The 23290-nt window shown below is 40.8% G+C and carries 22 protein-coding genes and 1 tRNA gene; 16 read left to right on the top strand and 7 right to left on the bottom strand.

What is annotated here, in order from left to right:
• Positions 1–13: 13 nt before the first annotated feature.
• Positions 14–541 carry a 2-oxo-4-hydroxy-4-carboxy-5-ureidoimidazoline decarboxylase gene (uraD, locus tag QNK26_RS04910; protein WP_319221200.1) on the bottom strand — a complete coding sequence of 176 codons (528 nt, stop codon included), beginning with the start codon at positions 539–541 and terminating at the stop codon, positions 14–16.
• A 1-nt stretch (position 542) separates the two neighbouring features.
• Positions 543–1457, bottom strand: a complete 915-nt coding sequence (gene puuE, locus QNK26_RS04905) for an allantoinase PuuE (protein WP_319221198.1) — start codon at positions 1455–1457, stop codon at positions 543–545.
• A 386-nt stretch (positions 1458–1843) separates the two neighbouring features.
• Here puuE and uraH point away from each other — a divergent pair, with 386 nt between their 5' ends.
• Both uraH and QNK26_RS04895 read left to right on the top strand, forming a co-directional pair.
• The gene (uraH, locus tag QNK26_RS04900; RefSeq protein ID WP_319221196.1) at positions 1844–2197 is read left to right on the top strand and encodes a hydroxyisourate hydrolase; all 354 of its coding nucleotides are present in this window, start codon (positions 1844–1846) and stop codon (positions 2195–2197) included.
• Positions 2198–2273: 76 nt separating this feature from the next.
• Positions 2274–3638, top strand: a complete 1365-nt coding sequence (locus QNK26_RS04895; protein WP_319221229.1) for an NCS2 family permease — start codon at positions 2274–2276, stop codon at positions 3636–3638.
• Between the two features lie 167 nt (positions 3639–3805).
• On the opposite strand, the gene QNK26_RS04890 is transcribed toward QNK26_RS04895, so the two are convergent.
• Positions 3806–5059, bottom strand: coding sequence for a dicarboxylate/amino acid:cation symporter (locus tag QNK26_RS04890; protein WP_319221228.1), 1254 nt, complete (start codon positions 5057–5059; stop codon positions 3806–3808).
• A 258-nt stretch (positions 5060–5317) separates the two neighbouring features.
• The gene (locus tag QNK26_RS04885) at positions 5318–5464 is read right to left on the bottom strand and encodes a hypothetical protein (protein WP_319221194.1); all 147 of its coding nucleotides are present in this window, start codon (positions 5462–5464) and stop codon (positions 5318–5320) included.
• Between the two features lie 102 nt (positions 5465–5566).
• Between QNK26_RS04885 and QNK26_RS04880 the strand changes: the two genes are divergently transcribed.
• On the top strand, positions 5567–7699 hold the full coding sequence (locus QNK26_RS04880; RefSeq protein ID WP_319221192.1) for a transporter substrate-binding domain-containing protein: 2133 nt from the start codon (positions 5567–5569) through the stop codon (positions 7697–7699).
• A 188-nt stretch (positions 7700–7887) separates the two neighbouring features.
• A complete protein-coding gene (gene menA, locus QNK26_RS04875) occupies positions 7888–8754 on the top strand; it encodes a 1,4-dihydroxy-2-naphthoate octaprenyltransferase (RefSeq protein WP_319221190.1) in 867 nt (288 codons plus the stop codon).
• Between the two features lie 122 nt (positions 8755–8876).
• Here the strand turns inward: menA and QNK26_RS04870 are convergent, their stop codons facing one another.
• Genes QNK26_RS04870 through QNK26_RS04860 form a run of 3 tightly spaced genes read right to left on the bottom strand, consistent with a single transcriptional unit; the run spans position 8877 to position 10337 of the window.
• On the bottom strand, positions 8877–9335 hold the full coding sequence (locus QNK26_RS04870; RefSeq protein ID WP_319221189.1) for an LPP20 family lipoprotein: 459 nt from the start codon (positions 9333–9335) through the stop codon (positions 8877–8879).
• 9 nt (positions 9336–9344) lie between these two features.
• Complete coding sequence (locus tag QNK26_RS04865; RefSeq protein ID WP_319221187.1) at positions 9345–10028, bottom strand: FlgO family outer membrane protein; 684 nt, start codon at positions 10026–10028, stop codon at positions 9345–9347.
• A 39-nt stretch (positions 10029–10067) separates the two neighbouring features.
• Positions 10068–10337, bottom strand: a complete 270-nt coding sequence (locus QNK26_RS04860) for a hypothetical protein (protein ID WP_319221185.1) — start codon at positions 10335–10337, stop codon at positions 10068–10070.
• A gap of 251 nt (positions 10338–10588) precedes the next feature.
• Here QNK26_RS04860 and QNK26_RS04855 point away from each other — a divergent pair, with 251 nt between their 5' ends.
• The 12 genes from QNK26_RS04855 (at position 10589) to QNK26_RS04800 (ending at position 23221) form a co-directional block, all read left to right on the top strand.
• Positions 10589–11752: a flagellar assembly protein T N-terminal domain-containing protein gene (locus QNK26_RS04855; RefSeq protein ID WP_319221183.1), complete on the top strand. Its 1164-nt coding sequence runs from the start codon at positions 10589–10591 to the stop codon at positions 11750–11752.
• A gap of 209 nt (positions 11753–11961) precedes the next feature.
• Positions 11962–13044 (top strand): alpha/beta hydrolase, encoded by a 1083-nt coding sequence (locus QNK26_RS04850; protein ID WP_319221182.1) that lies wholly within the window; start codon positions 11962–11964, stop codon positions 13042–13044.
• A gap of 90 nt (positions 13045–13134) precedes the next feature.
• Positions 13135–15537 carry an amidohydrolase family protein gene (locus QNK26_RS04845; RefSeq protein ID WP_319221180.1) on the top strand — a complete coding sequence of 801 codons (2403 nt, stop codon included), beginning with the start codon at positions 13135–13137 and terminating at the stop codon, positions 15535–15537.
• Between the two features lie 348 nt (positions 15538–15885).
• Positions 15886–16716 carry a YbaY family lipoprotein gene (locus QNK26_RS04840; protein ID WP_319221178.1) on the top strand — a complete coding sequence of 277 codons (831 nt, stop codon included), beginning with the start codon at positions 15886–15888 and terminating at the stop codon, positions 16714–16716.
• 85 nt (positions 16717–16801) lie between these two features.
• Positions 16802–17323: a DUF3332 family protein gene (locus QNK26_RS04835; RefSeq protein ID WP_319221226.1), complete on the top strand. Its 522-nt coding sequence runs from the start codon at positions 16802–16804 to the stop codon at positions 17321–17323.
• A 242-nt stretch (positions 17324–17565) separates the two neighbouring features.
• Positions 17566–17970, top strand: coding sequence for a DoxX family protein (locus QNK26_RS04830; RefSeq protein ID WP_319221177.1), 405 nt, complete (start codon positions 17566–17568; stop codon positions 17968–17970).
• Positions 17971–18203: 233 nt separating this feature from the next.
• Entirely contained in the window at positions 18204–19991 is a 1788-nt protein-coding gene (gene frdA, locus QNK26_RS04825) for a fumarate reductase (quinol) flavoprotein subunit (RefSeq protein ID WP_319221176.1), read from the top strand.
• Positions 19991–20746: a succinate dehydrogenase/fumarate reductase iron-sulfur subunit gene (locus tag QNK26_RS04820; RefSeq protein ID WP_319221174.1), complete on the top strand. Its 756-nt coding sequence runs from the start codon at positions 19991–19993 to the stop codon at positions 20744–20746. The genes frdA and QNK26_RS04820 overlap by 1 nt, the downstream gene beginning before the upstream one ends.
• Positions 20747–20756: 10 nt before the next feature.
• Complete coding sequence (locus QNK26_RS04815) at positions 20757–21146, top strand: fumarate reductase subunit C (protein WP_319221173.1); 390 nt, start codon at positions 20757–20759, stop codon at positions 21144–21146.
• A 10-nt stretch (positions 21147–21156) separates the two neighbouring features.
• Positions 21157–21534: a fumarate reductase subunit FrdD gene (gene frdD, locus QNK26_RS04810; RefSeq protein ID WP_319221172.1), complete on the top strand. Its 378-nt coding sequence runs from the start codon at positions 21157–21159 to the stop codon at positions 21532–21534.
• A 236-nt stretch (positions 21535–21770) separates the two neighbouring features.
• Positions 21771–22985, top strand: a complete 1215-nt coding sequence (locus QNK26_RS04805; RefSeq protein WP_319221170.1) for an ammonium transporter — start codon at positions 21771–21773, stop codon at positions 22983–22985.
• 145 nt (positions 22986–23130) lie between these two features.
• Positions 23131–23221 (top strand) — tRNA-Ser (locus QNK26_RS04800).
• The last annotated feature ends 69 nt before the right edge of the window (positions 23222–23290 follow it).

Below are 23290 nucleotides of genomic sequence, written 5' to 3'. Positions count from 1 at the left end.
GTTGTCGTCCTTGTTATAAATCGTTTAAGCGAAATGCAGCTATTTTGTTTATTTCTAATAATGCTTGCTTGAACTCGGTGTCGGCATCATTTTGAATACGGCGTTTAAAGTCAGCCAAGATTAAAAAACGGTTTGCGCCACGCACGGCTTTGATAAATGGAAAATTGAATTTCGCTTTATAGGCATCATTGAGTCGAGTGAAACTGGCAAATTCTTCAGCGCTACATTGATCAATACCGGCACCGGCTTGTTCTGATGTCGACGCTGCAGTGAGCTCACCGTTTACGGCTGCGCGGCCAGCTAAGTCTGGATGAGCATTGATTAAGGCAAGTTGTCGTTCATGACTACTGGCCAGTAAAATGTCTGCCATGCAGTGTTGCAGTGTGGCAACATCATCTATCTCACCATCAATGCTTTGGTGTTTGAATTGTTGAAATGTAGCTTCTGCAACCCAAGGGCTGTGCTCATAAATGTCAGCAAACACGGCGACAAAAGCGGATTGTGATAACTGACTTGGCGTGCAGGTATTAAAATGTGTCATGTTACGCTTCCTTATGTGGATGATGTGCGATCCAATGGTTTGCTATTTGCTCACGTGTACATAGCCACACATCATCGTGCTGTTTTACGTAATCTAAGAATCGCTTTAGTGAGGCGATACGACCCGGACGACCAATTAAGCGGCAATGTAAACCCACTGACATCATTTTTGGTGATTCAGCACCTTCGGCATAGAGCGTGTCGAAGCTGTCTTTTAAATACTGAAAGAATTGTTCGCCACTATTAAATCCTTGTGGGGTGGCAAAGCGCATATCGTTGACATCTAAGGTGTAAGGGATCACTAGATGCGGTTGATTGTTGGCTTTAACCCAATATGGCAGGTCATCATCATAAGCATCTGAGTCATACAAAAAACCACCTTCCTCAGCGACTAAACGCCGAGTATTTGGACCCAAGCGGCCGGTGTACCAGCCTGTAGGGCGTTTCCCTGTGAGTTCCTTGATGATGTCGATAGCTTTATATAAATGCGCACGCTCTTCGGCTTCATCTGTGTATTGATAATCAAGCCAGCGATAGCCATGACTGCAGATCTCGTGGTCTGCGGCGACAAATGCTTTGGCGACATCAGGATGTCTTTCTAGTGCCATGGCGACAGCGAATACTGTTAATGGTATTTGATAGTCAGCGAACAATTTTAGTAAACGCCATACCCCAGCGCGACTGCCGTACTCATAGCAAGATTCCATGCTGAGATTACGCACCCCTTGTAATGGTACTGCACCTGGCATTTCCGATAAAAAGGCTTCTGATTCACTGTCGCCATGTAAGATACAGCGCTCACCACCTTCTTCATAATTAAGCACAAACGAGATCGCTAAGCGTGCTTTATTAGGCCAGTTGGCGTGTGGTACAGCTTGGCCATAACCAATTAAATCTCGAGGGTAGGCAACGGTCATTATGATTCCTTGTTACTCTTATGTTTGCCAATCACACTGTAATTCGTAGCTAGGTAATCAGCTTGTTAAACAATTATTGCAATTATTGTATACAAAATCTATAGCTATATGTAACAACTTTGTAATATTTATGTTTATACCTAGTTCAGAGGGGGGTTACTGTTAGATTGTTGATTTATTCTCTATTTAAGTGCTAATCATTATATTTTGGCTGCTTTTTTTGTGATTTTTAAATAAAACTAAGATTAATAATTTAACTTTCTAGTATTTTTCTGTAATCATGTGAAACATAAAATTAACATATTGTATCGTTCTATGTATTCAATCTTGAGTTTAGACGATATTTCAACAGTGATATTTAATCGCGATAGTAAGGTGTTTTAATTATGAGTGGACTCAGTACACATGTACTTGATACAGCCAATGGTGTACCCGGTGCGGGTATCTGTATTAAATTGTTTAGGGTTGAAGCGGACCAATTACACTTGGTGACGTCAACTGTCACCAACAGTGATGGACGTACTGATGCGTTGCTATTAACCAGTGGTGAACTACGTGTTGGCAAGTATCAGCTACAATTTGATACGGCTGATTATTTTCGTTCTCGAGGTTCGCTTGTTCCCGATCCCGCTTTTTTAGATGATATTGTGATCCGCTTTGGTATTAATAATACCGAAGAGCATTATCATGTGCCGTTACTGGTTTCACCATTCAGTTATTCAACTTATCGTGGTAGCTAGTTAATAACGAATTAACAATGAATGTAGATATTATAAAACGTAAATCGGTAATACCAAATACAACAAGGAAAGTATGATGGACAAAACACAACAAGGATCTGAGTTACAGGGGTCAGCTAAAGCTGGCTTACTAGAGCGGTTATTTAAACTCTCAGAGCATGGTACTACGGTGAAAACGGAGCTTATGGCAGGTTTAACCACCTTCGTTACTATGGCCTATATTATTTTTGTAAACCCCGAAATTATGGCCAAAACAGGCATGGATAAAGATGCGCTGGTCGTTGCTACCTGTATTGGTGCGGCTATTGGTTGTATGTTAATGGGCTTATATGCTAACTGGCCTGTAGGATTAGCGCCGGGAATGGGACTAAACGCTTTCTTTACTTATACTGTTGTATTTGACATGGGTTACACATGGCAAGTGGCGATGGCTGCTGTCTTTGTTTCTGGTGTACTGTTTGCAATAATGAGTTTCTATAAAATTCGAGAGTGGATATTAGACAGTATACCGCAGAGTTTGCGCTACTCGATGACGGCGGGTGTTGGTCTGTTCTTGGGTATTATTGGTTTTAAAAACGCAGGTATTGTGGTTGCATTTGAACCGACATTAATTACCTTGGGTAACTTTAAAGAGCCGAGTGTATTACTTGCTGCGTTAACCTTCTTAATCATAGGTTCGTTATTTCGCCGCAATTTATTCGGGGCGGTATTAATCGGTATGTTAGTGACCACTCTTGCCGGCATTCCTCTGGGCCTAGTGTCTGCGCCAGCATCAATTATTTCGACACCACCAAGTATTGCGCCATTATTCATGGCGATGGACTTTGAACACTTATTTTTTAGTGCTGAAGGCCTGTTTAATGTTGGTATGATCAGCGTCATTATTTCATTCTTGTTTGTCAACATGTTTGATACTGCCGGAACCTTAATGGGCGTTGCCGATAAAGCCAACTTAGTGAATGAAAAAGGTGAGATCGAAAACCTGAAAAAATCACTTAAAGCCGATTCAGTATCAAGTGTATTGGGGGCGTGCGTTGGTTGTCCGCCAGTCACATCGTATGTTGAAAGTGCATCAGGAGTTGCTGCTGGTGGTCGAACGGGTTTAACGGCAGTGACTGTCGGTGCGTTATTCTTAGCGGCGACTTTCTTTACTGATATTGCGTTGATTATTCCAAGTTATGCGACTGCGGGTGCGCTTATTTTTGTATCTTTCTTAATGATGAGTGGCTTAAGTAAAGTTAACTGGGATGAGTTCACAGATTATGTGCCTGCGTGTATTACCGCCATCATGATGGCATTCACCTTCTCTATCGCTAACGGTATTGCACTTGGTTTTATCGCGTTCACATTCTTGAAAGTCGGCTCAGGTAAAGCGAAAGAAGTATCAATTAGTATTTGGGTACTAACGGCTATATTTGTGGCTAAATTAGCGTTTATGTAAGTTGCTTTATCATCGCGTTTTCAGCTATCTTTAAAAAGAAAAGAAAAGAAAAGAAAAGAAAAGAAAAAGCCACTGATATCACCCCTAATTTTTAGAGGATCATCAGTGGCTTTTTTAGACAATTTAAATAAGCAGTACGAGTTATAACTCGTAATAATGATGGTTTATTATGACTCTGCGTTATAAATTTCTATATCTAATTCTTTTTCTGATTTCGCGATGATCACTGATGCCGCGATATCACCAGAAATATTAACGGTGGTACGTGCCATATCAAGAATACGATCGATACCGGCAATCAGTGCCACGCCTTCAACAGGTAGACCAACTGTCGTCAGTACTAGCGTCAACATAATAAGACCTGCACCAGGAACACCTGCTGTGCCAATTGATGCCAATGTTGCTGTTAAGATAATCGTGATGTATTCAGGCATGCCTAAATCAATACCAAATGCTTGCGCCACGAATAATGCCGTTACACCTTGATAAAGCGCGGTACCATCCATATTAATTGTCGTACCTAATGGCAGTACAAAGCTTGATACGCCTTTCGATACACCTAATTTCTCACGTGCACATTTCATTGATATAGGTAAGGTACCAGCACTCGATGTCGTGGTGAATGCAACCACTTGCGCATCAACAATACCGCGGAAATATTGTACTGGACTAAGTTTAGCGATAAATAAAATCAAGGCACTGTATACACCTAGTACGTGTAAAATACTACCGAGGTAAACAGCACCAATTACTTTCATTAATGGTAATAATAATGCTAAACCAAATTTACCAGCTACCCATGCCATTAATGCAAATACGCCGTAGGGTGCAAGTTTCATTACTAGGTCTGTTAGTTTGTACATGGCTTCAGCAAGGCTTTCGAAAACGGCTACAGCAGGTTTGCCTTTTTCACCAATAAGCGTCAGAGATACGCCAAGTGCAACAGAAAATACAATAATTTGGAGGATATGACCTTCAGCAAGGGCACTAATTGGGTTGGTAGGTACTAATGCCACTAGGGTGTCGGCTAGCGAAGGTGATGCTTTTACCACTTCAGCTTGTTCTGCTATAAGGCCTAAACCAGCACCAGGCTGTAGTATATGACCTAATGCAAGACCAATGGTGATCGCAACAGCTGTTGAAAGTAAGTAAAACATCACGGCTTTAAAACCAATACGTCCCATTTTACTGGTATCTTGCATTGAGGTAATGCCAACAATGATTGAACAGAAAACCAGTGGCACAATCAACATCTTAATGGTGTTTACAAATAACGACCCAATTGGTTTCAAGATCACTGCATCTTCACCGAAGATAATACCTACGGTAATACCGAGGATCATGCCGACCACAATTTTCTGCCAAAGGGGTAAGTTAAACCATAGTTTTTGGCCTAAAGTGGGGGTATCTACGGATTCAATATTACTCAAAATCGACGTCCTCTGCTTGCTGTATCGTAATGTGGAGCATAACCTGTTGCGTATTTAGCGTCAGTTAGCACAGTTAAGAAAGTCAAGTCTATCGGTCAGGATGTAAATGTAAAGCCATTCATGCTTAATTTTATCTAATTCTTAGCTATATTCCCTTTATCATGTGTTTTGATTGGTTTTTTTGTTGATTAAGTAAACTTTGTTTAATCAAGGTGAGATACTATTGACGATTCTGTTATTGCTGTGTAATTATTTCATTACTTTCTTAACGTCATCGAGCAGTGCTTTATAACCATCAGTAATTAATATTACTATCGTATCTTTTGAATGTGGTTTCAGGGCTTTTTGCTTAATGTAAACAACCAAGGTAACGCCAACAAAGAAAGAGATAAGCATAAAGAGAGCCTCATATGAGAGTGAATTAAAGATATCTACAATAACATAATCAGGTAGCTGTAAAACACTCGAGTTTGACTATAAACATTATAAAGGAATGTAATGTATAAATTTTTAATCACTAAGACAGCTAAAAAAGTATATGTGGTACTGCTTGCTATGTTTATTCTTGCCATGGTTATTGTATCTTCATCGTCAAATATAGTGACCAGTTCCAGTCAAGCGATTAGCCGTGATAGTCAGGCTGCTTCTGTTACACCCGCAGCGGAGCCAAATCAAAAAACATTACGCGTACTTATCTGGGGTGGGGGCGAGATTATCCTTCCTCGTCGAGGTCACCCGCAAGACATCGAATTAGATTATCTTCAGCAATTTGCTGATGAAAAAAACCTGAAAATTAAGCATATCCGCGTGACAAAATTTGCTGATCTTATTCCCATGTTATTAGCCGGTGAAGGCGATGTTATTGCCGCTAATTTAACCAAGACCCGTGAACGCGAAAAATTGCTCAGCTTTAGTGAACCTTTTTTACTGAGCAAAGAATATCTGGTGATGGGCAGCCAAAGCAAAAGCTTAACATCGGGTAAAGATTTGAACGGACGAGAGATTGTGATTCAAAAGGGTAAAAGCTATGAATCAACGGCATTAGGACTGCAAAAGATCTATCCACAGCTAAAAATACGCTTAGTGGATAGCGCGATTAGCCACGAAACTTTATACGATAAACTCGCCAGTGGTGAATATGATATAAGTATCCAGGATAACAATTTACTTAAGTCAGCCAGTACTTACCGTGATGATATTAAGATGAGTTTGCAAGCAAGTGCTACACGTCAACTGGCGTGGGGGGTTGCTCCGAGCAATAAAGCCTTATTAACCGAGTTAAATCAATTTCTAAAAAACCAGTATTTAGTTGCTAGAGCTAAGCCGAAAACCAAGCATGGTTACAAAACCCAATGGCAAAAAATCCAGGCAACCAAAACCGTGCGTTTTGTGCTGCGCAACAACCTTTCTTCTTATTATATTTGGCGGGGAGAATTGCTCGGTTTTCACTATGAGTTAGCCAAGCGCTTTGCTAAAGAGCATCACTTACGTTATGAAATTATTGTTGCACCCAACAACGTGGCCTTGCTTGATTATCTGCTTGAAGATAAAGCCGATATCGCGTTGGGATTTTTAACCCCCACTGCGCAGAGACGCAATAAAGGTATCGCTTTCTCACGTCCTTATCATTACGCTTCTGAATTGGTGGTTGCTCATAAGGATCGCGCCGAGATCAATGCTGCAACTGAACTGGCTAACAGTACGATTTATATCCGCCCATCAAGTTCGTATTGGGAAAGTGCGGTCGCGTTAAAGAAAACAGTCGAGGGTATTAACTTAGTTGGCGTAGCAGAAAGCCAAGAAACCGAGCTCATCATTGATAAGGTAGGGGAAAAAGAATACGAAATGACGATTGCAGATAGCCATATTGTCGATATTGAGATGACTTTTCGTGACGATATCCAATCGTTAATCGCACTGGGTGTGCCTAAATCTCAAAGTTGGGCTGTGGCATCAGGTCACGATAAGCTGTTAGCAAAATCTAATGCGTTTATTAAGAAGCATTACAAAGGCTTATTCTATAATGTGATTTACAATAAATACTTTAAAAACCAAAAGCGCTTAGATAGGCATTATAGAGATTATGCACAGCAGAATGATTCCGGTGTTTTATCGCCATATGATGAAATTGTGAAAAAATATGCCCGTCAGCATAACTTTGATTGGCGCTTATTGGTGTCGCAGATGCATCAAGAGAGCCGCTTTAACCCTAACGCTAAATCAATGGCGGGCGCAAAAGGTTTATTCCAATTAATGCCGCGTACTGCAAAACAATTGGGGATCGAAAATGTGCATCTACCAGAGCAGGGAATTAAAGCTGGCGTGCTTTACATGAACTGGGTGCGTGAACGTATGCGTAAAGATGAAGTGCAAGACGACCAGTTAATCTGGTTTACGTTAGCATCTTATAATGCGGGTGCTGGGCATGTTCGTGACGCCATGCGTTTGGCTAAACAAAAAGGCTGGCGAGATGATGTTTGGTTTGGCAATGTTGAAAAAGCCATGTTATTGCTGTCGAAATCTCAGTATGCAGCAAAAGCCCGTTACGGTTATGTACGAGGACAAGAGCCTGTGAATTATATCCGTAAAATTAAACGGCGTTTTGACACTTATGAAAATATCTTGCAATAGATCTAAGCCTATTAGTATTGTTAGTTAGTAACTTCGCTCTATTGGACAGTAATATATTATTTATTGGTTAGTAATCGTGCGTTGGAGCATTCCCGTTGGGATGAGCTTTTTATTCAAACAATATAAGTAGACATTACCAAATAGGTATTTTATGCTGATTTTATTTATTTTTCGAATATCTAAATGTTATGACTACATTATCTTCTTGGTTTCTTGTTACGCGTCCGAAAACCCTACTGGTGGCATTGGCGGTTATTTTACTTGGGCAAACGCTCGCTTGGGTCGATTCTCCAACTAATTTTAGTTTTTATATAGCTAGCTTATGTATGATTTGCTGCATGGCATTACAAATTGCAGTGAATCTTTCTAATGATTACTTTGATGGTAAGAGTGGCGTTGATGGCGATGATAGATTAGGGCCTGATCGTGCTTTGCAAAAAGGCTTGATATCCGCAGACCATTTACGTACTGGCATTATCGTGATGTGTTTACTGGCTATTGTCAGTGGTAGTTATCTTATTTACGTCGGTGGCTGGGCTTACGTGGTGTTAGGCGTGCTATCCCTCGTTGGCGTATATGTTTATAGCGGTGGCCCGCGACCTTTGGCTTCACATGGACTCGGTGAAGTGGCGGTTTTTCTTTATTTTGGTTGGTTGGCTGTCGTTGGCAGTTATTATTTACAAACTCAAGTACTGACGCTCGATATATTTATTCCTGCCAGCCAAATCGGCTTTTTGGTTGTCGCTATTATGCTGGTGAATAATATCCGTGATGTGGCTTCGGATCGTCGAGCTCAAAAGTTTACCTTAGCGACGCGTTTAGGCGTAAAGGCAAGTAAACATCTTTACTGTATTACAGTATTATTACCGTCGTTATTACTGCTTGTTGACAGCTATCAAGGACTTATGATGATCTTGGTATTGCCTGTCCAATTGGCTTTATGCGTAGCGATTTATCAACGTGATGGCAAGCAATTAAACAGACAGTTAGCGCAAACTTCGTTGGTGGTTTTATTGTGGGGCGCATTATACGCCGTGGATTTAATATTGCGTTGATAATTAAATGATTGATTTAATTTGATGTTAAAGCACAAGCTGTTTTATAGCTAAAAAAATACCGCGTTAGATTAAGACTCTAACGCGGTATTTTTTCGCTTATCTTTTTATATGCTCAGTGCTTAATAGCGAGTCTTTTGTACGCGAGTTGGCATTGATGAGGTATTTTCATATAGTTCAAAAACACGTTTAAAGTCGAGCTCTAATTCAGTCGCGTAGACATCTTCATTTACTGGGTAAGTTTGGACCACACGTGCACCGCGGATGATACCGGATACCGAAGCTTCCATTGACTCCCCTTGCAGTGAACGTGATTTGTAGTTGGTATCACTGTAAATCTCTTGTCCACTGACTTGCTCTGCTAATTCACGATAAGCATCTAATTTAGATGCGCGCATTGCATTAAGCATACGTTCACTGTCACTATTGCCCGGCTGCGAACTTAAAGCTGCATAGCCAACGGCTTTAAGCACAGGGAATGATTTTGGTTCTTTGATATCATAAACCGTATTTTTTTCTAATAGTGAACAGCCTGTTAAACTAATCAAAGTTGCAAGCATAAGTAAACGCAGATATTTCATTGATAAACCTTAATTAGTAATACGAACAGAAGGTGCTGTACCGGTACGATAAATATAACGGCCACGACCTTCTAGCGGCCCCATACTATTTGAACCACCAATGACTAAATGGTTAGGAATGATACCCTGTGAGGTAGATTCAACAAAACCTGATTCCATATTAATCACACGCATATTCACAATAACGCCTTCGCTGTTACGCGACATGGTACCTGTTAGGATGCGAGAGACAGGTAATTGACCACGTAGTTTTTTCCAATCACGTGTAAATACAAAGTCACCTTGACCTGTTACGCTGATTGTTCCCGTTGTCTTATAATCAATAACCGGAATCCGACGGATTGTTAATTCGTGTATGAACGATTCTGATAACGTTTGGCCGAGCCAATTGGTCGTCGATAGATCGTCAAGATTTACAAAGGAAGTGACGGCAATTGGTTCATTGTTCGGAATAATCGACAAATCATTGACGATCAGCTGATCCGCTAAACCACGTACGATAAAACTGAGTTCTTGTGTGTAGTTTATCGGTTGGTTTGGTAACAAACTTCTTGGATACTTTGGTTCATAAGAATTACCATCCCAGGTTGAGTGAGGCGGTGTATCCTTCTCTTCTTCTGGTTGTACGGGTTGTTTTAATGCGCAACCAGTGAGTAGGGTAATTAGGCTGATAGCTATGACTGCCTTTTTCATATTACTTCCTTAAGTGCTTTAATTATTGTCGTTAAACCGTTATTTACCGCTGGTTGAAACGTCGCGGCGGTAAGGATAGGTATAAGGACTTCTAAATATATTGTTATACTGTTCTTTAGTAAGCACACTTTGTGCCATATTTGCATTATAACCATTTGATTGATAAACAGGCTGAACAATAACTTGTTTAATAACGACTGGCTGTACTTTGGTATTCGCACCTGTCAGTAATACATGCCCTGGTTCTTCAATCACGGTACATGCTGAAGTCAACACAACCGCTAACGACGGTAGTAAAAAACGCTTCATATTGTTTCCTAAATTTACGCTATGTGCTTCTAGTCAGTGGCAACAAAGTGTATATGGCTAGTTAAATACGTGGTTAATGAATTAGTGTAAGCAAATAGCTTGCCAAAACATGTTTATCGTTTGATTTTTACTATGATAGCGTTATTAACCATGAAATTAACCTAGATATGAATTTATATTTATAAATATTTGATCTGGTACAAATGTTGCTTTTAAAATAGACATCTCCAGAATTCATATGCGATTAAAAAATGAAAAAACTGCTATTACTATTATTGGTCTGTTGTTCGTTCACCTTACATGCTGAGTGGTATGAGGTTGAGGGTGAAGCGATTATTATTGACAATGATGTGGACATTGCCCGTGAATTAGCGGTACGCAACGCATTGAAACAAGCATTACTTTATGCCGGAGCATCGGTTTCAAGCTTGCAATCTTTTAATGGTGGTAAAATATTGTCGGATAGCTTTCAAGTACGGATGGATGGTGAAGTAAGGGACATTCGCTTAAAAAGTGAATCGATAAAACGAGATAAAATCACTGTGCAGATAGTTACTGATATCGTTGCGGACCGTAATAAGTGTTTAAGTGCTGGTTATCAAAAATCAGTGTCGCTATTACGTTTTGATATTCGTCACCGTGAACAAGCCAGTTACGGTGCTATCTATAATATCAATGAGTCATTTAGCCGTTTGTTATACCAAAGTCTGCGTAAAAATAGCCAAACGTTCGATGCACGTGAATTTATTAATCAAAACATCGGTTTTAGCGGCAGTTCTTTGCCGCTGCGTGGAAATCTAACGTCACATGAAGTGAAGCAAATCAGTAAGTCTGCAGATAGCCAGTATATAATCTTGGGCTCAATTACCGATATATCAACATTTAAACCTGTTATTCGTGGCATGGCCAAAATACTTAAAGATGATTTACCGGAGCGTAACTTCCGGATTAATGTCCGAGTTTTTGATGGTTTTAACGGTAGTTTATTGTTTGATCGTAATTACAGTAAAGTCACCAAATGGGAATTTGCGAAGCATCGAATTGTTGATACTGATACGCTAAAATTTTGGCGTTCTGAATTTGGGGTATCTTTGCAGTTAATTATTGATGATGTATTATTTGATTTAGATGCAAGCTTGCAATGTAAATTGGTTGAAGCACGTGTTATTGCTGTTGATGGTAATGAAGTGAACATTAATATTGGCCGTAACAATGGGCTCAAATTAGGCGACCAATTTATGATCAAGCACACGGGCAGCTATGTCGATCAATTTGGTATTAATCGCAAAAAAGAGATTAATAGCAGTAGTAAAGTGGAAGTAACCAAGCTTTACGATCAACAAGCGAGTCTCGTTACTCTTGATCGACAGCCGACGGCGAATGTACAAATTGATGATCTGGTTATTTTAAATTAGGCGATAGACCTCAGCTCAATTCGATGATTTAGTTATTTTTAGTGTGCCATGTGACATAGCTTCATATTGTTATCTTAATTTTGAGGCTATGGCGCAGTTGTTATCATTTTTTGCTATGCATAGATTGTATTTTTACGATGCTATTGTTATAGATTAATGGCGACTGAATGGCTGAGTCGAGTCATCTAAATACTGGGAGTTATCAATATATGTGGTTTTTGATTGTTGCTATTATCGCCGTTATCCTTGTACTGCTTATTCGTAACTTGTACGGTGAAGACCTACGTCAGTATGACAGTACCGATTTCAGTGCAACTTTCTATCGCCCTAAACCGTCATATAAATATCCGCAAGCCTTAGAACTTATCGAAAGTATCCAAGAACCAATTCGTTTTATGAAACCGAGTAAGTATCTTTATGCATTACGTCAAAATATTGATCGTCTAGGTGACGTTGAATTAGATTGTGAAATTATTCCCGTCTCTAGTCACTTTCAAGATCAAGGTGTGCTTGGGGAGTGGGTGATCAGTAAAAATAGTGATGTAAATAAGCGCTTACTTTATATCCACGGCGGTGGTTTTGCGGTGGGCAGTGCTAAAAGTCATCGCGTGGTTACCGAGCGCTTATCTCGCGAACTTGGGGTTGCCGTGTTTGCAGTCAATTATGACATGTTCCCCGATGGTAAACGTGCCAAGGGTATTCAAGATTGTCGTTATGCGTATCAATGGCTACTGGCCAATAACCCTTATCATAAGCAGGAATGTCATCGTATTTACGCGGCGGGTGATTCTGCGGGAGGCAATTTAACCCTTGCGCTTATTGGCTGGCTTAAACACCAAAGCATTCGTCAGGTTGATGCTGCGATTGCAATATGCCCCTGTATTGATAATACCTTTAGTTACGACAGCTTGAATTATAACGCTAAAACTGACTTTTTATTAAATCCTTTTATGGGTAAGTTTCATCACCTACCGCAGTTTTTATTACTGATCTGGATCGCTATATTGTTTCGTATCAATCCTCGCGATCCGCAAGTATCACCGATTTTCGCCAATTTAGCTGATTTACCCCCTATTTTGATCCAAGCCAGTAATACCGAAATGATGGTCGATGATTCTCGTCGTTATGCCAATAAAGCCCGTGCACAAGGTTCTGATGTGCGCTTGCAAACCTGGTCGAATATGTTACATGTTTGGCATTTATTTGATTTGGAAGAGGCTGATGAGGCTTATATTGAAATTGGTAAATTTGTAGCTCAATGTGATTATGAATTAGCAAAAGCGGCGAGTTAACAGTCCTGCTGTGGCCGTGATTTTATGGTCTTATAGCGACTGATATGTTATTTTATGCCTACTTTCACTGAGTTATAAGGGAGTGGCGTAATGTCAACTCAAGGCTTAACTAGCCCTATTCGATGGTTTTCTGTTTTTGTGCAATGGGTTATGCAAGTGACACTATTGTGCGGTCTACTGTTTAGCCTGCAAGTTCATGCAACGGATAAGGCTGAGGTGAATACAAGCTTAAATGCAGCACCGAATGAGCTGACGACCACTCCATTAAGTGAAGACCAAGCTAAAACTAAAACGCTAGCGGCAACGCAAGTTGCTGATAGCGATGTGCTACCAACACCGTCGCCTACAGATTCTGCAATTCAAACCACAACGAATGCATCAATAAAAAGTACCACAGTCGTACCTGTTAATGAGCCACCTGTCAAAGTACTCCCGGTCAAAGCATTGCCAGTGATTGCTGATGCAATTTATTTTGGTGGTGATATTCTGACCATGGAAGGAGCGCTGCCAAGTTATACCGAAGCGGTTGCCACTAAAGATAAGAAAATCATCTTTGTTGGTACAAAAATTGAAGCGATGAAGCTCAGTGGTGATAATACCAAGCTCATTAATATCAGTGGCAAAACCATGCTACCAGGGTTTATCGAACCTCATGTACACCCTTCTATTGCTGCGATCATGCTGCCCAATGAAATAATTGCACCTTATGACTGGGTGTTACCTCACGAAGTTAAGAAAGGTGTGTCTGGTCATTTTGCTTACCTTGAACGTTTAAAACAATCTATCGATGCAAATGCCGAACAAGATAAGGTATTTTTTGTATGGGGCTATCATCAGCTTTGGCATGGTGAGTTAACCCGTGCGATGTTAAATGAGCTGTCTCCAGATAAACCCGTTGCCGTTATTCACCGTTCTTTTCACGAAGTTTTCTTAAACGATGCCGCGATTAAAAAGTTTGGTCTTAAACAAGCTGATTTTGCTGACAACCCACAAGTTGATTGGCAAAAAGGCCATTTTTATGAAGGAGGCTGGTTAGCATTAGTACCTAAAATTTCAGCAGATTTAATTAACCCTGAAAGTTATAAACTCGGGTTAAATATCATGTCTAAGTTGGTACTGAAAAATGGTATCACCACAATTGCAGAGCCGGGTTTTCCAAGTTCTAATTTCGATTTAGAATATCAGTTACTAAAGTCTGAAATGGATCAGCAACCACCTTACGATGTGTTCTTAATTCCGAGTGGCAGTTATTTATACAATGCCGAAGGGCGGAGTAATGAAAACGCGCTCGCTTTTATCGAAACCTTAGCAGATAAATACAATACCGATAATATTAAATTTTTGCCTAAACAAGTTAAATTGTTTGCTGATGGGGCGATTTATTCGCAGCTGATGCAGATGAAAGACGGTTATCTTGACGGTCATGAAGGGGAGTGGATGACACCGCTGGCTCTGTTTCAACAACAACTCAGCTTTTACTGGCAACAAGGCTATCAGATCCATGTGCATGCCAATGGCGATTTAGGTATTCAACAAGTACTGGACTTTAACCAAGCCGACCAAGCTAAATTAGCGCGTGAAGATCATCGTTTTACCTTACATCACATGGGCTATTTCAATAAAGATCAAGTTAAGCAGTTGGTTGACTTAGGTATCGAAACATCGGTTAATCCTTATTATTTATGGGCATTAGCAGATAAGTATTCGGAAGTGGGCTTGGGTAGCGAGCGTGCCGAAAATTTAGTGCGTGTTAATAGTTTAATGAAAAGTAAGGTTCCTGTTTCATTCCATTCAGATTTTTCAATGGCGCCAATGGAACCGCTAACTTTAGCGTGGACAGCGGTTAATCGACAAACATCGGAGCTAAATAAAGTATCACAAGAAGAGCGTATTAGTGCGTATCAAGCGATGCAAGCAATTACCATTAACGCGGCACATACGTTAAGGCTCGAAGCGAGTATTGGCTCAATCAGCGTGGGTAAAACCGCTAACTTTACTTTGCTTGAACAAAATCCTTTAAAAGTCACGCCGATGCAGATTAAAGATATACCTGTATGGGGGGTGGTGTTTGAAGACCAAGTGAATACGGTTGCGGTGACGCCTAAAAAACAAAATTTAGAAGTGCGGGTAATTTATTTAGAACGAACCAGTTTACCTGCCTCGTCAACGATCACTGTGACACTTGAAGATATTTCTAAAACTGATATTAGCAGTTCAATGTTGGGACAGAAAACAATCGCGGCTACGACACCACCACCTTATAATATTTCTCTGCAGTATGATCCTACTCAATTCGATAATAGCGGTGAGTATGTGGTGAGGGCGAGAATTGAAAATAATGGTAAGCCTTTGTACTCTGCGACGTTAGATTTACCTGAGTTTAATCAGTTGTCAGGGCAGTTATTTGAGCTAATCGTTAAGGCTATCCCACCGCCGCCAATAACAGTAGAGAATGACCTCGAACCAGAATTACAATCAGCTCCGGCACAATAACGCCTTTCATTACGGTAAGTCTTTCTTATATATAGGTTTTGTTTTGATGAGATCGAGCATTATGTTGACATAATCTCGGTTTTATCGGTGAATAATACTTTGTGCTATTGTATGCTTTATTTTATTGTGTACTATGCCGTCTCGGGTTATTAACCGTGATTTAGCCTATCGCCGTTTTATTTAGTATTGAGGTGTATAGCTCTTGTTGTGACTCGGTATTTAGTCTCTTACTTTTAGCTATCTAAGAGTGTTATCATTTGCTAATTAAGGTGGTTAGCTCTAATCTCGAGAGTGTGATACTGGATTCAAGCAATAAGTGCAAAATATTCTTTAAAGGTAGCTATTTACATGCAAAAAAATAAACATCGACTAAATCGTAAAACGGTATTAACCGCTGCCGTGATCACGGGTTTATTAATGAGTTTAGGCGGCTGTGTAACCACAGACCAGCTGGCGAATAATGGTGGGCAAGCTCTCCAACAACAGACTATGACAGCGAACGTATTCTATTTACAGCGTATTGCCCTACCACCAGGAGCGCAAGTGAGTCTGGTATTAGAGGACGTTTCAAAAATGGATGCACCAGCTGAAGTGATCGCTGAGCAAAGCATGACAGCGGTTGGCGCTCCGCCATATCAACTTAATTTAAGTTATAACGTGGCACAAATTAAGCCGCAGCATCGTTATGCTTTGCGTGCGAAGATCACTCTTGATGGCCAATTATTATTTACCAATACTGAGCAGGTAGATGCGTTTGCTAATCAAGGTGTTACACCAAGCGAAATTTTAGTGTCACAAGTACGCGCTGCAGTCCAAGATAATGGGCTGGTAAGTTTGACCAACACCCAGTGGCAGCTGTCTATGTTAGGTACGCAAGCAGTTACTGCGGATGTGACTCAGCAACAGCCTCACCTTACATTTACTGAAGGTGATAACCAAGTCGTTGGCTTTGCTGGCTGCAACCGTTTTAGCGGGCGTTATGACGTGCTGGCGAGCAACGTTAATCTGACTCAGTTGCTAGCAACAAAGAAACTGTGTTTTCAACAAATGAACTTGGAAACCCAATTTTTAACTGCATTAGCAGAAACTGATAATTATAAAGTGATTGATAATACATTAACTTTATACAGTAATGTCGGTATTGCTTTAGGGCAATTCACCGCACAAGAAAACAAATAAATACGGTATGTAATCATTCGTATTTATTAACAACCGTCATATTTATAAATAACGAATGGAAATGAAAATGAAAATGAAAAAATAGATTTGTGCAACGGTTATCGCAGTATCTGTATCTGGGTTAACGGGTTGTATTGGTCAAATGGGTCTGACGCAATTAGCAGTGGGCGTGAATTTAAAAGCCGTTGATAACCGTTATGGTCGCGCTGGGATCTATGTTGTTGCAGCGCCTGTTTATGCGATTACTTCATTAGTTGATTTAATGGTTATTAACAGTATTGAGTTTTGGACGGGCACTAACCCTATCACCAAGAAAGGTCCTGCTGTTGCTGATACGCCAGTTGAAGCATGGATGAAGGTGAATAATGATATCGATCCTTCATTACGCAGTGCCCCCCTGAAAAATCTGCAAGTATCGGTACAATCGACTTCGATGGAAGTACTTGATGATGATAGCCTAGAGTTACACGTTGCTTACGTTGACGGTAGTGAACAATCAATTATCGGTAAACGTTTAGCCAATAATGATGTTGCTTTTTATAATCAAGGCCAGTTAGTCGCTGTTGCTAATAACCAACAACTACTTGATCACGTAGCAAGCCTATAATCTTTCGTTTTTGTTGTGATTATAAAAGCCCCGTCATGTCACGCATGACGGGGCTTTTTATTATCTATACTCCTGCTATCTTGCCTTTAAGTATTTTTACTTCTCTAATTATCAGTACCTGTTATGTTTATCAATGAAATTTAAATTGTGCACAAGTTAGTTGTAATCGACTTGCATCAGGATTATAGTAACTGCAATTGAATTGCGCGCAATATAACTTAGTATGAAGGGTAAAACATAAGATGAATAAGGTATTATTAACTGTTGGTCGGGTGATGTTGGCACTGTACTTCTTAATCCCTGGTATTATGAAGTTTGTGTCTTGGGACATGCACATAGGTTTAATGGAAAAGCATCACATGCCGTTCGTACCAGTGCTGTTAGCCGCGGCCGGTGTATTCCAGATTGTCGCTGCCATCTTGCTAATTGCAAATCGTTATACTGCTATTGTAGCGTTGTTATTGGCTGCTTTAGTACTGGTGATTAATGTCAACTTACATGATTTCTGGAATTTGACTGGCGTTGAAGGTGCCCATGAAATGCAAAACTTCATTAAAAACTTAGGTATTTTTGCGGGTTTATTAGTGCTGTCAGGTCATTACTATTCATCATTGAAAGTCACTAATAGAGAGACGGAGAAAAAATAATAAAGGCGGTTTTTAATATACGCTACACACGCTATATTGATGGCTTGTGTGGCGCTATAGTATGTTTAATCAACCCTATAACGAAAGCTCGATCACAAAACCTAATTCAATTTATAAGCTTGATTAGTTTAGATATTGTTATTGATTCATATCAAGCCCTGTAATGACAATTCCCATTAAAATACCCCCTAGTGGTTACTTACTTTTAAGCTAACTTTTGATGCGGGTGAAATGTGCATAAATTTAAAATTATTCAAACAGATGTTGCCATTATTGGCGCTGGAGGCTCAGGCTTACGAGCTGCGATAGAAATAGCGGAAAATCATCCTGAGCTTGATATCGCCCTTATTTCCAAAGTCTATCCAATGCGTAGCCATACCGTTGCCGCTGAAGGTGGTGCAGCAGGTGTTGCGCAAGATCATGACTCTTTAGATAATCATTTTAACGATACCGTTTCTGGTGGCGACTGGTTGTGTGACCAAGATGTAGTTGAATACTTCGTCGAGAACGCCGCAAAACAGCTTACCCAATTAGAACATTGGGGTTGCCCATGGAGTCGTAAACCTGACGGTTCGATAAACGTGCGTGCATTTGGCGGCATGAAAATCGAACGTACTTGGTTTGCAGCTGATAAAAGTGGCTTTCATATTCTGCATACCCTGTTTCAGACGTCTATTCAACATCCTAAAATTACCCGATTCGATGAGCATTTTTGTTTAGATTTAATTGTTGAAGATGGCAAGATCCAAGGTGTGGTGATTCTTGATATCGCTGAAGGTGAAATCAAACTCATCCAAGCTAAATCTGTGATCATGGCAACCGGTGGTGCTGGGCGTGTTTATAGCTACAATACTAACGGCGGTATTGTTACGGGTGATGGCATGTCACTGGCTTATCGCCATGGTATCGCACTGCGCGATATGGAATTTGTGCAATACCATCCGACAGGCTTACCTGGCAGTGGTATTTTAATGACGGAAGGTTGCCGTGGTGAAGGCGGTATTTTAGTTAATAAAGACGGTTATCGTTACCTGCAAGATTATGGTTTAGGACCCGAAGTACCTGTCGGCCAAACCAAGAATAAATACATGGAGCTCGGTCCACGTGACAAATTGAGTCAATGTTTCTGGCAAGAGCAACAAAAAGGCCGTGTTGTTGAAGGTGAACGTGGTGATTATGTCTACCTAGACCTACGTCATTTAGGTGAAGCAAAGATCAATGAACGCTTGCCTTTCATTCGAGAGTTAGCAAAAGCGTATGTTGGTGTTGATCCAGTGCATGAACCAATCCCAGTGCGTCCAACGGTGCATTACACCATGGGTGGTATTGCCACTAATGCTAAAACAGCGACTTCACTGGCTGGTTTATATGCTATTGGTGAATGTGCGTCGGTCGGCTTACATGGTGCTAACCGTTTAGGGTCTAATTCATTGACTGAACTGGCTGTATTTGGTCAGCTAGCAGGACAAGAAGCGGCTAAATATGCCGAAAATAATCAACATCAAGATATCGCGCCACTGAAAGCACAAACCGAAGCGGTGATTAAACGCATGCACGATCTGCTGCACAGTGATGGCAGTGAAAAGTCCGCTGTTATCCGTCAAGAGATGGGCGATTGTATGGAAGAGGGGGTTGGTATTTACCGTACTCAAGAATCGATGCAAAAGACCATTGATAAATTGGCCGAGCTAAAACTGCGTTATAAAAACGTCAAGGTTGAAGATAAATCTAGCGTGTTCAACACGGATTTCTTATACACCATTGAACTGGGTTATCTACTTGATACCGCCGAAGCGATGGCGCATAGTGCGATCTTACGTCAAGAGTCTCGTGGTTCACATCAACGAATTGATGGCTTTGAAGCGCGTGATGATGACAAATTCTTAAAACATTCACTGGCTTATTATCAGGGTGATAAAGCCCCTAAAATTGATTATAGCGAAGTGACGATCACCAAGAGCCAACCTGCTGTCCGTGCCTATGGTGCTGCTGGCGATAAATTAGCGCAGGAGGCAAAATAATGACTCAAGCAAATATAAAAATCGATATTCTGCGTTATCGTCCAGAGATGGATGACAAGCCATTTACGCAAACTTTTGAACTGCCTTACAAAGCGGATATGTCAGTATTAGAAGCGCTACAATATATTAAGGATAATCTCGATAGCACGATTAGCTTCCGCTGGTCTTGTCGTATGGCGATCTGTGGTAGTTGCGGGTTAATGGTTGATGGCGTGCCAAAGCTAGGTTGCAAGGCATTCCTACGTGATTATTACCCGAATAAAATCAGTTTAGAGCCACTGGCTAATTTCCCTATTGAGCGTGACTTAGTGGTGGTAATGGATGATTTTATTAAAAAACTCGAAGAAATAAAACCTTATATTATTCCAGAGAAAAGTGCATCGAACGAAAAGAGATGCTTATCTGATGGTGCTTATAAACAAACACCAGAGCAAATGGAGAAATATAAAAAGTTCTCTATGTGTATCAATTGTGGACTGTGTTATTCAGCCTGCCCACAATATGCACTCGATAAAAAATTCACTGGTCCTGCCGCTCTGGCACTATTGGCGCGTTATAACCGTGACAGTCGCGATGCTGGTACTGCAGAGCGGATGAAGATTGTTAATCAAGAAGAAGGTGTTTGGGGTTGTACGTTTGTTGGTTACTGTTCAGTGGTTTGTCCAAAAGGGGTTGATCCTGCCGGTGCAATTCAGCTGTTAAAAGTGGAAAGTAGTAAAGATTATCTAATTGGCATGTTTAAACCCGAGCAGTAAGGAGAAAGCAATGAGTAAACGTAAACCGTATACAAGAGAACTGCCTACTGACTGGTGGATGAAGCAACTATTTTACACTAAATATATGATCCGCGAAGGCAGTAGTGTGTTTATCACTATTTATAGCTTAATACTGGCTTGGGGGGTATTGCGATTAAGCCAAGGTGAAGTGGCGTTTAATGCTTGGATGACGTCTTTACAGAGTCCTGTTGCGATTATTGTGCATCTTATCGCATTGGGTTTAGCGCTCTATCATACCGTGACGTGGTTTTCTTTAGCGCCTAAAGCGGTTGATTTATGGATAAAAGGCAAGCGACTCGATGACAAGGTCATTGTCTCGGGACATTATGCGGCGTTGGCTGCAGCGACTGTTTTTTGTCTATTAGTTATCATGCTGTAAGGAGCTGATTATGTCTGAGATGAACAAGAAAACCTACATACGATCGCATGAACCTGTTTTCTGGGGATTGTTTGGTGCTGGAGGCATGCTAACTGCATTTTTAACGCCGGTGATGATTTTGATCACTGGACTGTTAATTCCGTTGGGTATCATAGATCAAGGCAACTTTAATTATCAAAGCTTGCATGGTCTTGCCACCACTTGGTATGGCGCAGCAATTATCCTGGTATTAGTTGCGCTGCCGCTATGGCATACCTTACACCGTATCTTCCATGCATTGCATGACTTGGGTATTAAACGTGGTCGAGATTGGCAGCAAGTCCTGAGTTATGGTTTTGCATTTGCAGTGACGGTATTTGTATTTACCTTGTTATTACAAATGGCTTAATAACTAAAGAAAAGCACCGTAGTTGATAAAGGCGTAATTTAGGTTACGCCTTTTTAGGTATTATATTCTGTGTTATCCCTCATTTCGAACAGCAGATAGCGCTACTATAGACATGATAATTACTTGATGTATAGTTAATGTGATCAAGGTGTTAATTAAATGCCGTTGATTATGTGTTTACAAGGATGAGATATCTGCGTAGTGGATTACGCTGGTACTAAAAGAGGGATGAAAAATTGGAAAACGTTAATAGTGCGGTAGAAACGTTAGTGCAAAGCTCTAACACCATGTTTATTCTGCTGGGTGCAATCATGGTTTTGGCCATGCACGCAGGTTTTGCTTTTCTAGAAGTGGGTACTGTCCGCCATAAGAACCAAGTAAATGCATTGGTTAAGATCATGACCGATTTTGCCATGTCGACATTAGCTTACTTTTTTGTTGGTTATCAAATCGCTTATGGCATGGACTTTTTTGCCAGTGCCAATGAGTTAACTCAGAATAGTGGTTATGAATTAGTAAAATTCTTCTTCCTACTTACTTTTGCAGCTGCAATACCGGCTATTATTTCCGGTGGTGTTGCAGAACGCGCCAAATTTTATCCGATGTTATTCGCCTCTGTGCTAATTGTTGGTTTTGTTTATCCTTTTTTTGAAGGCATGATCTGGAATGGTAATTATGATTTTCAAGCTTGGCTTGGTGCTACGTTTGGTGCTGAATTTCATGATTTTGCTGGCTCAGTGGTGGTGCACAGTGTTGGCGGTTGGATTGCCTTTGCAGCAATAATGGTACTGGGCTCACGTAAGGGACGTTATCGAGATGGTCGAGTTATTGCTTTTGCGCCTTCAAATATCCCTTTCTTAGCATTGGGTTCTTGGATCCTCACGGTAGGGTGGTTTGGCTTTAATGTCATGTCAGCACAAACTTTAGATGGGATCTCCGGATTGGTTGCGGTAAATAGTTTAATGGCGATGGTTGGCGGTACGCTCATTGCTATGCTGGTTGGTAATAAAGATCCGGGTTTTATTCATAATGGTCCTTTAGCTGGTCTGGTTGCTGTGTGCGCTGGATCCGATTTAATGCACCCGATTGGCGCGCTCGTTGTTGGTGGTGTTGCTGGAGGTTTATTTGTTGCTGCTTTTACTTTGGTGCAGAATAAGTTCCCTCATTTCGATGATGTGCTAGGTGTGTGGCCTTTGCATGGCTTATGTGGTGCTTGGGGGGGGATTGCTGCTGGGATATTTGGTTCAGAAGCTTTTGGTGGTCTCGGTGGTGTCAGCCTGATGGCGCAGATTGTTGGTACTCTTGCTGGTACAGCTATTGCACTTGTCGGCGGTTTCCTCGTTTATGGTTCGATTCATAAATTGGTCGGTATACGTCTCGATGAAGAATCAGAATATCACGGTGCCGATATTTCTATACATAGAATTGGTGCTACATCGATGGATAAATAATAGCAAAGTGTAAGTGTCGATCTAAATGAGTGCTATTTGTTGGTATGTTGAGCGTTTGAATTTGCAATAACCACTTTTTTTATTTTATTTAGCCGAGTGTATTTACATGATACTGAACTTACTCTAATATTCGCTCCATTGCTGCGGAGGGGTGGCAGAGTGGCCGAATGCACTGGTCTTGAAAACCAGCAGGGGTTAATAGCTCCTCGAGAGTTCAAATCTCTCCTCCTCCGCCATCCATTCGAGAGAACGCTAACTGTTATCAGTTAGCGTTTTTTTATGTCTGAAATTCACTAATCATGCTG

The organism is Moritella sp. (assembly GCF_033791185.1).
Lineage (GTDB): Bacteria > Pseudomonadota > Gammaproteobacteria > Enterobacterales > Moritellaceae > Moritella.
Note: the sequence above shows the minus strand (reverse complement) of the source record. Positions and strands in the feature narration are given on the sequence as shown.